Source organism: Cellulosimicrobium composti (assembly GCF_010287905.1).
GTDB classification, from domain to species: Bacteria; Actinomycetota; Actinomycetes; order Actinomycetales; family Cellulomonadaceae; genus Cellulosimicrobium; species Cellulosimicrobium composti.
This window is the reverse complement of sequence record NZ_JAAFAN010000096.1, coordinates 1-9566: the sequence shown is the minus strand read 5'-3', so window position 1 is coordinate 9566 and position 9566 is coordinate 1. Positions and strand designations below refer to the sequence as shown.

The 9566-nt window shown below is 67.3% G+C and carries 8 protein-coding genes and 1 pseudogene; 2 read left to right on the top strand and 7 right to left on the bottom strand.

Annotated elements, in window-relative coordinates; all coding sequences use genetic code 11:
- Positions 1–341: 341 nt before the first annotated feature.
- The 7 genes and pseudogenes from GYH36_RS18100 to GYH36_RS18070 all read right to left on the bottom strand — a co-directional run bounded on the left by GYH36_RS18100 (position 342) and on the right by GYH36_RS18070 (position 6678).
- Positions 342–1286: pseudogene (locus tag GYH36_RS18100) on the bottom strand (helix-turn-helix domain-containing protein).
- 72 nt (positions 1287–1358) lie between these two features.
- Positions 1359–2189 (bottom strand): ABC transporter permease, encoded by an 831-nt coding sequence (locus GYH36_RS18095; RefSeq protein WP_162290565.1) that lies wholly within the window; start codon positions 2187–2189, stop codon positions 1359–1361.
- Entirely contained in the window at positions 2186–3133 is a 948-nt protein-coding gene (locus tag GYH36_RS18090; RefSeq protein ID WP_162290564.1) for an ATP-binding cassette domain-containing protein, read from the bottom strand. Before GYH36_RS18090 ends, GYH36_RS18095 begins: the two co-directional genes overlap by 4 nt.
- Position 3134: 1 nt before the next feature.
- On the bottom strand, positions 3135–3911 hold the full coding sequence (locus tag GYH36_RS18085) for a hypothetical protein (protein ID WP_162290563.1): 777 nt from the start codon (positions 3909–3911) through the stop codon (positions 3135–3137).
- A 9-nt stretch (positions 3912–3920) separates the two neighbouring features.
- The gene (locus GYH36_RS18080; RefSeq protein ID WP_162290562.1) at positions 3921–5243 is read right to left on the bottom strand and encodes a vWA domain-containing protein; all 1323 of its coding nucleotides are present in this window, start codon (positions 5241–5243) and stop codon (positions 3921–3923) included.
- The gene (locus tag GYH36_RS18075) at positions 5240–6388 is read right to left on the bottom strand and encodes an AAA family ATPase (protein WP_312028707.1); all 1149 of its coding nucleotides are present in this window, start codon (positions 6386–6388) and stop codon (positions 5240–5242) included. The genes GYH36_RS18080 and GYH36_RS18075 overlap by 4 nt, the downstream gene beginning before the upstream one ends.
- Positions 6389–6441: 53 nt before the next feature.
- Positions 6442–6678 (bottom strand): hypothetical protein, encoded by a 237-nt coding sequence (locus GYH36_RS18070; protein WP_024842381.1) that lies wholly within the window; start codon positions 6676–6678, stop codon positions 6442–6444.
- A 413-nt stretch (positions 6679–7091) separates the two neighbouring features.
- Here GYH36_RS18070 and GYH36_RS18065 point away from each other — a divergent pair, with 413 nt between their 5' ends.
- Together GYH36_RS18065 and GYH36_RS18060 are read left to right on the top strand one after the other, a co-directional pair.
- A complete protein-coding gene (locus tag GYH36_RS18065; protein WP_162290560.1) occupies positions 7092–8462 on the top strand; it encodes an MFS transporter in 1371 nt (456 codons plus the stop codon).
- A gap of 285 nt (positions 8463–8747) precedes the next feature.
- A complete protein-coding gene (locus GYH36_RS18060; RefSeq protein ID WP_376739839.1) occupies positions 8748–9521 on the top strand; it encodes an alpha/beta hydrolase family protein in 774 nt (257 codons plus the stop codon).
- The last annotated feature ends 45 nt before the right edge of the window (positions 9522–9566 follow it).

Genomic DNA, 9566 nt, shown 5'->3' with positions numbered 1-9566 from the left:
AGGATCACGCGGTGACCGCTCCACGTCTACGGCGACGAGTTCGGCAACCGCGCTACACCACTATCGGGGACTCAACTGCCTCGTCGCCATTGCTCTGGCCTCCTCCCAGCATCGGCCGCGCCCAGCAGAGGGCAGCGGTGCACCAACGAGGTGCGCCAGGAGAACCAGCAAGTGTGTCGAGACGGTCAGCGGACTACGAGGTCGGTAAGTTGGCCGTCAGGAGAACTCGTGGTGCGCCTGACGTGGGACATACCGGCCTACCGGGAATTTCCAGCCCGGTGGGACTCGGCGCCGGGATGCTCCCGAAATCCCGTTCGTGATGCCCAGATCGGGAGCGCCGTTCAGTTCGCGCGAAAGGTCAGTTGCCGGTACCGGGTCGGGGTGATCCCGACGTACTTGCGGAACTGCTGAGCGGCGTGTCCGCGGCTGCGCCAGCCGACCTGCCGCATCGCCGCCTCGATCGGCAGGTCGGTCTCCCGCAGTAGTCTGGCCAGTCGTTCGGCGCGGAGCATCGTCAGGTACGCCGAGGGTGTCTTGCCGTAGGCGTCGGTGAACACCCGGCTGAGTTGTGAGGGCGAAAGATGGACCTGCGTGGCCAGTTCCTCGAGTGTCCATTGCATCGAGGGAGCGTTTCGCAGTAGTTCGACAGCTCGACGGGCCTCGGCACGCAATGGGACGAACTGGCGGTGCCGCGGGAGTGTGGGCCGGATGTGGGCACGCTGCGACGCCGACATTCTGACCGGCGAGATCTTCACGAATGGGGCGATAACGTGAGCGATGCTGAACCACAAGGCCTGGATTCGGTAAAAGTGCCGGGAGAATCTGCCGTCGATGCTGCGTTCGACCAGTTCGTCCAGCCAGGGCATGAGCATCCCGGCACGGTGCTCACCGAGACGGAGTATCTGTGCTGGTTCGGAGTAGACGGTCTCGGCGAACCCCTGAGCTTCCAGGCGATCTTGTATCAGTCCGGCGTGTTGCCAGAACACCTGGTCGATCACTTAGTCGGTGTCGAGGTAGATCGTGGTGACCGTGATGTGTCCTTTGGGCTCCGATCCACAGAGCACGTTCGCCCCGAGAACTATCGCGTCACCAGCCTTGACTGGCTTCTCACCGAACTCGCTGAACAGGATCGCCGAGCCTGATCGAACGAAGATCAGTTTTACGCAGTCGTAGGCGACGGGATCAATCGGCGCGTGCACCGTGCTGGTCCGTGCGAAAACAGGAGCGAAACCGCCTACGTGTTCCTCGATCGGGTGCAGCGCGAACCGAGTCACGGTGGTGGACATGATGGGGTCAGCGCACGCGAGCTATCCGCGGGTGGAGGCACACGACGATGGCGTGAGGACGCATCGTTGCTCCTACGCGGCGAGGTACCGGTACCGCCGGGCTGCCAGGGGGAGGAAAACGGCGATGAGGATGAAGGGCCAGGCGATGGCGAGGAGTGTCGCGTTCTCGGCGGCCCATGATGTCGATGTCGTGATGCCGGGATTGCCGAAGAGTTCGCGCGTGGCAGTGACTGTAGCGGAAAGTGGGTTCCACTCGGCGATGACCCCGAGCCAGGCCGGCATCTGGGCAGGGAGGACGAAGACGTTGGAGATCATCGTCAGCGGGTAGATGGGCGCGAGGGCGACGCTCGCGAGGTCGGGCGACTGCAGTGCGAGGCCGAGGTAGATGCCGACCCACGCGAGCGCGTAGCGCAGAAGCAGCAGGAGCCCGATCGCCGCGAGGGTCTGCCCTACGGTTCCGTTGGCGCGCCAGCCGACCAGCAGGCCGCAGGCGAGCAGGGCGATCAGTTCGAGGACGGATGCCGCAAGGTCGGCGAGGCTTCGTCCGGTGACGACGGCGGCGCCTGACATGGGGATCGTGCGAAACCTGTCCGTGATGCCCTTGGCGGTGTCGGTGGTGACGGAGATGACGGTCTGTGCCATGCCGAGCGCCATCGTCATCACGAACAGCCCGGGCATCAGGAACTCGCGGTAGTTGCCGCCGTCGGGCAGCGTGATCGCGCTCCCGAACACGTACCCGAACATGATCACCATGACGATCGGGAAGAGGAGGTTGCCGACAAGTCGTGATGGTTGCTGGCGGAAGTGGGTGAGGTATCTGCGAGTTACGATCAGGCTGTCGTGCAGAGCCCACCGTGACGGCGAGCCGGGGGCGGTTGCGGTGTGGGGTGCGAGCGATGTCATGCTGTCTTCTCCTTCCGATCGGTGAGCTTGAGGAACACGTCGTCGAGGGTCGGTTGGCGCAGGGCGATGTCTTCGGGGTCGATGCCTGCCTCGTGGAGTTGTCGCATGGTGGTGCTCAGGTTGTGGAATCGTTCGGGAGCGGGCGCGCTGACGCGGCGACGGTGGAGGTCGATGCCGGGGTCAGTGCCGGTCGAGGTGGCGACGATGCGTGCGGCCGCTTTCGTCTGTTTCTCGTCGCGGAGTGCGAGTTCGATCCGGTCACCCCCGACGCTCTCTTTGAGTTCGCGGGGTGTGCCGCGGGCGATGATCGTCCCGCTGTCGATGACGGCGATCTGGTCGGCGAGGTGGTCGGCCTCATCGAGATACTGGGTCGTGAGCAGGACGGTTGTGCCCGCCGACACGAGTTCTCGGATGTCGGTCCAGACCTCGGCGCGCGTGCGTGGATCGAGGCCGGTGGTCGGCTCGTCGAGGAAGAGCACACGTGGTGCGAGGATGAGGCTGACAGCGAGGTCGAGGCGACGCCGCATCCCGCCGGAGTAGCCGCCTGCGGGTCGGTCGGCGGCGTCGTGGAGTGCGAACCTGTCGAGCAGTTCGTCTGTTCGTTGGCGCGCCTGTCGTCGGTCGAGGTGGTAGAGCCGGGCGAACATGTCGAGGTTCTGCCGTCCGGTCAGGATCTCGTCGACGGCCGAGAACTGTCCGGTGAATCCGATCGCGGCGCGTACTCGGTCGGAGCCTGTCGTGAGGTCGTGTCCGGCGATGCTGGCCTTACCCGAGTCGGCTTTCAGCAGCGTGGCGAGAATGCGGACCGCCGTGGTCTTTCCCGCACCATTGGGGCCGAGCATCCCGCATACTGTTCCTTCGTCCACGGAGAGCGTGAATCCGTCGAGCGCCTGTTTCTTTCCGTAGGTTTTGCGGAGGTCGGTGGCGCTGATCATCGCGGTCATGTCAGTTCCTTTCTTCGGGTGGTTTCGGGGCGCTCTGGCCGCTGAGCGCTCGGAGCACGGCGGCGTGTTCGGCGGTCGTGCCGGCGTCGCGGGCGTGACGGGCGTCGTCGGGTGTGAATCCGGCGACGGCCCAGGCAGGGACTTCCGTTCGGGGGATGCCTGCGTCCCACCACTGCCGTAGGAGTTCGAAGCCGTCGTGGCCGGCTTCAGCGAGGGTTGATGCTTCGGAGGGGGTGAAGCCGATGCTGTGGTACACGGCGGCCTGTGCCGGGTCGAGGCCGGTTCTGGCCCAGGGCACTGCCGTTGCGGCATCGCGCCATCCGGCGTCGAGGTAAGCGCGTCCGGTCGCGACAGGAACTCCGGAGCGGAGCAGCGCCCGCATGGTCGCGGACTGTTCGCCGGTCAGCGTGTCCGACTTGCGAGGGTGGTGTCCGAGCAGGGTCCGCCACCAGCGTCGGGGGCGTGGTCGTTCTCCGGCGAGGTGCCGTTCTGCGGCCTCGGTGTGGCTGTAGCCGAGTTCGTGCCATTGCACGGCGTCGCGGGGTGTCATCCCGGCGCGCAGCAACGGTTGCACGGTGTAGGGGCTGAGGCCGGCGGTGCGCCAGGCGTACGCGTCGCCCGGAGTGTAGACGCCACTGCCGCGCCAGCGTTCGGCTGAGCCCAGCAGAAATCCGTTGTCGATCCAGCGGCGTGCTTCGGCCACGGTGAAGCCGCGCTCGGTCCATCGGTGGAGGTCTTCGGGCTCGGGGTCGGGATGGTCGTCGTAGGCGATGGTCATGGGTGCTCCTTATGCAGTGGCAGGGAGGGCGATGACATGTGCCCATCCAGGTGGCGGTGTCTCGGTGTGGTAGCCGGGGCCGGGTTCGACCAGGCCGACCACGACCGGCACGGGCGGGCGGTGGTCCGGCCACGGGGTTTGCCCGTCGGTGAGGACAAGGATCAGATCAGGCCGGGGTCGCAGCGCGAGCGCGGCGCTGATGCCCTCGCGCATATCCGTGCCGCCGCCGCCGAGCAGCTCGATGTCCTCTGCGCGGCGGATGGTCTGGACGGGGTGGGCGTTCAGGTCGCAGCAGATCACGTGCAGCCGTCGGCTCGGTCCACTGGCGCGGGCGATGATCGCCGTCACTTCGGCGAGGAAGCCGGTCAGGATCGCGGGGGTGATGCTGCCGGAGGTGTCGATGACCAGCGCGATCTCTGGTGCGGGAGCGACCATCGCAGGCATCACGATGCTGTCGACGGCCGGCCTCCGGGAGGGACGGCTATAGGAGAAGTCCACCCGGCCTGCCGCCTGCCGCGCTCCGCGGCGCAGCATCGCGCCGAGCTCGGCGCGCCAGTCGACGGCGGGATGCAGCCTCTCGCTAGCCCAGCGTCGCCAGCCGCCGGGAATCGTGGCTCGCGCGGCCGAGCGGGTTTCGATCTCGCGGGCGACCGCCAATTCGAGGATGTCGCGCTCGGTCTCACTGAGCCCGTCGCCACTGGCCGAGTCCTCGTAGTCGTGCGGGATCCCGTCCGCCGCGCTGCCGCAGTCGATCAGCTCGGCGAGCCGCCGCCCACCCTTGCTGTGGGCGGTGTCGAGAACCTCGATGAGCGACAGGTACTCCTCGGCAAGTCGTCCCTCGGGCAGCCCGAGTGCGTGTGGCGAGATGATCCCGGCCGGTGAGTCGAGTCCTGCCGCTTCGAGGTCGTCGTTGACCTCGGCGTCCGCGGCCTGGTTCCACCGCCGCGCGATCGAGTCCGGCGCGCCCGCCTCGCCGGTGGCATGCGTGCTTGGAGCGTTGGCTGACACCGGGGAGCGGGTCGCGTGATGGCGGACAAGATGCCCGATGTGGTGCAGCAGCCACCAGCCGACCACCGGCGGGGCCGTCGCGAGCGTCGCGCCGGGATCGAGGTGGACGTTCCAGCGGGTGTCGGCCGGGAACGCCCGGAAGTCGTCGACCGGGACGGGCTCGCCGGTCCCTTCGTCCACGTATGGTTCCAGCACGACCGGTTGGAGTGCGAACAGCGCACTTGCGAGGTATGGCGCCTGTGCTGCGGCCCACAGCCGCGCCTCGGCGAAGCGTGCTAGCACTTCGGGTGTGTGATCGGGGTCTGTCGGAGCCGGGCCGGTCATGGCATGAGTCCTGCTGTGCGGAGGATCGGGGCGAGCTCGAGCATGGCCGTGGGCAGGTTCACCCCGGCCGGTCGCTGGCCTGCAAGCGCCCTGGCGGAGGTCGCGGCCACGTCCGGCGTGGTCTTGGCAACCCGAGCAATCACGTCCCATGCGCGCTCCCATGCCGACTCGCTCGCATCCGCGTGAACGTGGGCGACGACCGCGCCGAGCAGCGCGTGCAGGTGGTCGGGCCGGTCCGGCAGTGGCGCGTGGGGGTCGTTCAGCACCGACTCAGGGTCCGGCAGGTCGAGCGTGCGCAGCCAGGACAGCGCCTCGAAACCCGCCGCCTCTCCGACCGCACCGATCACCAGCGCGGCGATCGTCGCCTCGTCGCTGGCGTTCGCAACCCCGGCGGCCAGGCCGCGCGCCGCCATCTCCCAGCTCCGAGGGCTTGGCCAGCTCCGTCCCGCCCGCTCCGGCGAATCCGGCACGGCAAGCACCAGCTCCGGCCGGATACGAAGGAATGCACCGAGCTGCGCCTTCGCTGTCGCGATCTGCCCGGACGTCGGCGCGGCGACAGAGGCGGCATCGGCGACGGCGAACCCGTGAGCGAATCCCTCAGCGACCGCGGCGGCCTCGATCTGCCAGTCCAGATGGACGAGCCGGTTCGACAGCGGCGCAGACAGCTCCCAGCCGTCTGCGGCGATTCCGGGCGGGTTCGCTGCGGCGACGATACGCACGCCCTCCGGGAGCACAAGATCGCCCACAGCGCGTTCCAGGACGACGCGGAGCATCGCGGCCTGCACCGCGGGCGGTGCCGTGGTCAGTTCGTCCAGAAACAGCAACCCGGATCCTGAAACGGACAGCCGTTCCGCCCATCGTGGCGGCGCGAACCAGGTCCCGTCATCGCGGATGACGGGAAGACCGGAGAAGTCGCTCGGTTCGCGGATCGAGCCGACCACCACCTCGATCGGCATGCCCAGCTGCTCAGCAAGCGCCACGACGGCGGAGGTCTTGCCGGTGCCTGGCGCACCCCACAGCAGGACAGGGAGGTTCGCCCTCACCGCCAGTGAGAGCGCCGAACGCACGGTCTCGTTCTTGGTCATGAGGTCCTCCTTCATATGCGCGCGGGCAGCACGAAGCCGCCCGTTTTCGGGTGTGCTGATCTCCGGCGGCTGAGGCTGCTGCTCGCCGCCTACGGATGGGGTCGGCTACCCGCCTATTTCTGGCTGCCGAACAGACCTCTGCCGCCGTACTTCTTGTGGATGGCCTGCTTGGACACGCCCAGCACGGCCGCGATGTCGACCCAGGTCGCTCCCTGGTTGCGGGCACGGCGCACCAGCACCGCCTCCACACGCTCCATCTCCTTGCGAACCTGCACGGTCGCATCCAACCCGACCAGCGGGTCCTCGCTCGCCGTCGCCCGGGCTAGCGCCGTCAACTGCTCCACGTCCATGTGGTCAACCATAATTGACCGCTTGGCCGAAGTCAACCTGGATTGACCGGTGCGCCGGGCGTGGAGGGCTGCGCTCGGCATGAACGGTATCGACCGGGACGCCGACCCTCCGCAAAGTCGACGTCGAGCGCTTCTCCGACGCAGGCCCTCGCCAAGAGGGCGGCGGCCACGACCTCAGAGCATTTCGGGTGAGGATGCCAAGTCACCACAAAGTCCGAAGCCTGGACGAACAAGCATTACTTTGGCTCCTCAGAACATTGAAGTCTCAGTAGACCACTCCATACGGTTGCTTTGAACATCACGATCGAACCGAGCGCAGAAGGCAGGGCGTGGGCATGGCGGCTGACGGCAGAGGCATCGTCGCAGAACAGTCCAGTCGGCGCCGGTGGTTCGCCTTCGCAGTCTTGTGCGGCATGCAGACGATGATTGTCATCGATGTCAGCATCGTCACGGTCGCGCTTCCTTCTATCCAGCGTGATCTCGATATCGACCAATCGCGTCTGAGTTGGGTGATCAATGCCTACACGATCGGATTCGACGGTCTGCTGCTCTTGGCAGGGCGTCTAGGAGACCTGATCGGACGCAAGACCGTCTTCATCGCCGGCGTGGCTGCGTTTACCGGCGCCTCCGCGCTGAGCGGGTTGGCGTGGAGTCAAGAAGTTCTCATCGCGACCAGGTTCTTCCAGGGTGTGGGTGCAGGCTTGGCATACGCGGTGGCCATCGGCGTTGTGATCACGCTTTTCACCGAGCCGCGAGAACGTGGCCGAGCGCTGGGGCTGGTCGGCTTCGCGCAGGCCGCTGGAGCCTCGGCGGGCATCGTCCTCGGTGGCGTCATCTCGCATGCTATGAGCTGGCATTGGGTCTTCTACGTCAACGTCCCCATCGGGATCGTTGCCTCCGCACTGGCCGTCCGGCTCATTCCCCGCGACCGTGGCCTGGGATTACGTGCGGGATTGGACGTCGCCGGCGCCGCGCTTGCCACAGCCGGACTCATGCTCGGCGCGTATGCCGTGGTCGCCGTCGGCCCCCACGGCTGGAACTCCCCACACGCGCTCGTCGGCCTTGCGTCGCTGGCGCTGCTGGGTGGCTTCGTCCTCCGGCAGGCGACCGCCCGCGTCCCCTTGATCCCTCTTGCCTTCCTGCGTAACCGCACCCTGGCCGGCGGGAACATCATCCACATCCTGACGACGGCAAGCACCGTTCCTTTCACCATCCTCATCGCCCTCTACTTTCAGCAGGTCGCGGGATATAGTCCCGTCGACGCCGCGTTCTCTCTGATGCCGCTCGCGATCGCCTCAGCCCTCACATCGCTCACGCTCTACCCGCGCCTAGCCGCGCGCTTCGGGAGCCGCAGCCTGCTGGTCACTGGCCTGACCGCCGTGACGTGTGGTCTCCTGCTCGCGACCCGCCTGCCGACCGATCCGCTATACGCGGTCGACATCCTGCCCGCGATCACACTGGTCGGCGCGGGCAGCGGGATCGTGATGCCAGCGGTCATCGCGACCAGCATGACGGTCCCCGACCTCCGGGACGCAGGACTGGCTTCCGGTGTAGCCGCCACCTCGGGCACGGTGGGCGATACCGCAGGCATCGTGACCCTCACCACGGCGGCCGCCGCTCACACCGCCACGCTTCTCAGCGGTGGTTCGCAGCCGGTGCCCGCGCTCAACGACGGATTCCGCCTCGCCTTCGGCATCGCCGCGGCACTCGCAGCCCTGGCAGCAGCGATGGCCTCGCTGGTCCTACGCCGCCACGCTCCTCTGAGCACGTCTGTGCCACGATGAAGACGCACACGCGACCCAGTGGCATGCCGCTGTCACGCACCTTCGTGCAACCCGCCTCCGGCATCGCTGCTCTTGCATCGCGTGCGCGTACCCGCGCCCCTTCCCATCTTGATCCCCACGAGCAGCGAAGTGCCGCATGACCGAGAAACTGAGGACAGAGTGGACGAGTGTCACAACAGCATTCGGTGACCTGCGAGCGCTCCTGCACATGCCGTCCGTCTTGTCGGATGAGCGTCGTACCGGGGTCGTGCTTGTGGACGGTTCTGGTGACGGGGTGTGTGACGACTGGGGCGGCTGGCCGGAGCGGTTGCGTCGTGCGACGCCGTTGTGCTCACGTATGACAAGCCCGGCTGTGGTGGTTCGCCTGGACACTGGACCCAGCAGACGATGGCCGATCGGGCGCTCGAAGCGCTGGCTGCCGTCGAGGTTCTGCGCGCCGACCCACGTTGCCAGGGGCAACCGGTCGGTCTGCTCGGAGTGAGCCAGGGAGGATGGGCGTCGCTGCTGGCGTCCGCGATCTGCGGTACGGACTTCGTCGTCTCGGTGTCAGGCCCGGGCGTCTCACCTGCCGCGCAGGAGCGGGATCGTATCTCTCGCGAGCTGGCCGGTCTTCCGTCTCAGGAGCACGCGGATGCGATGGCGTGGGTCGATGAGCGCTGCGCGCGACTGGTCGCCGGCGAGCCGGTCGAGGGGGTGCTCGCCGACCAGCAGCGGTTCGCTGGCCGTTCGTGGTACTCGGCGGTGTCTGTCGCCTACGACACCCAGGAGGCCCTCGCGTTCGTCGCAGGCATGCTGGAGTTTGACCCGGTGCCGGTACTGCGGTCGGTCACTTCTCCGGTGCTTGCGCTGTTCGGCGGCTCCGACCCGCTCATCCCGGTCACGGAGAGCGTCGCGGCGTACGCGGAGAACCTCGCAGCGCTTGACGGCGTGAGTCACGGGCTCGCCGTGTTCCCACGCGCGAACCACGGCCTGTTCGTCCCCGACGCTGCGCCAGGCGGCAACGCTGGACAGCTAGCCGCAGGAGTTCTGAATCGCCCTGGGTTTGTTGGAGGTTCCTGACCTTGGAAACGAGGATGGAGCCATGCCGAAGGAGCAGACGCCGGG

Excerpts from the sequence above, each read along its gene's own strand:
- GYH36_RS18095 (WP_162290565.1), bottom strand. The coding sequence starts at position 2,189 with ATGACATCGCTCGCACCCCACACCGCAACCGCCCCCGGCTCGCCGTCA.
- GYH36_RS18090 (WP_162290564.1), bottom strand. The coding sequence starts at position 3,133 with ATGACCGCGATGATCAGCGCCACCGACCTCCGCAAAACCTACGGAAAG.
- GYH36_RS18085 (WP_162290563.1), bottom strand. The coding sequence starts at position 3,911 with ATGACCATCGCCTACGACGACCATCCCGACCCCGAGCCCGAAGACCTC.
- GYH36_RS18080 (WP_162290562.1), bottom strand. The coding sequence starts at position 5,243 with ATGACCGGCCCGGCTCCGACAGACCCCGATCACACACCCGAAGTGCTA.
- GYH36_RS18070 (WP_024842381.1), bottom strand. The coding sequence starts at position 6,678 with ATGGACGTGGAGCAGTTGACGGCGCTAGCCCGGGCGACGGCGAGCGAG.
- GYH36_RS18065 (WP_162290560.1), top strand. The coding sequence starts at position 7,092 with ATGCAGACGATGATTGTCATCGATGTCAGCATCGTCACGGTCGCGCTT.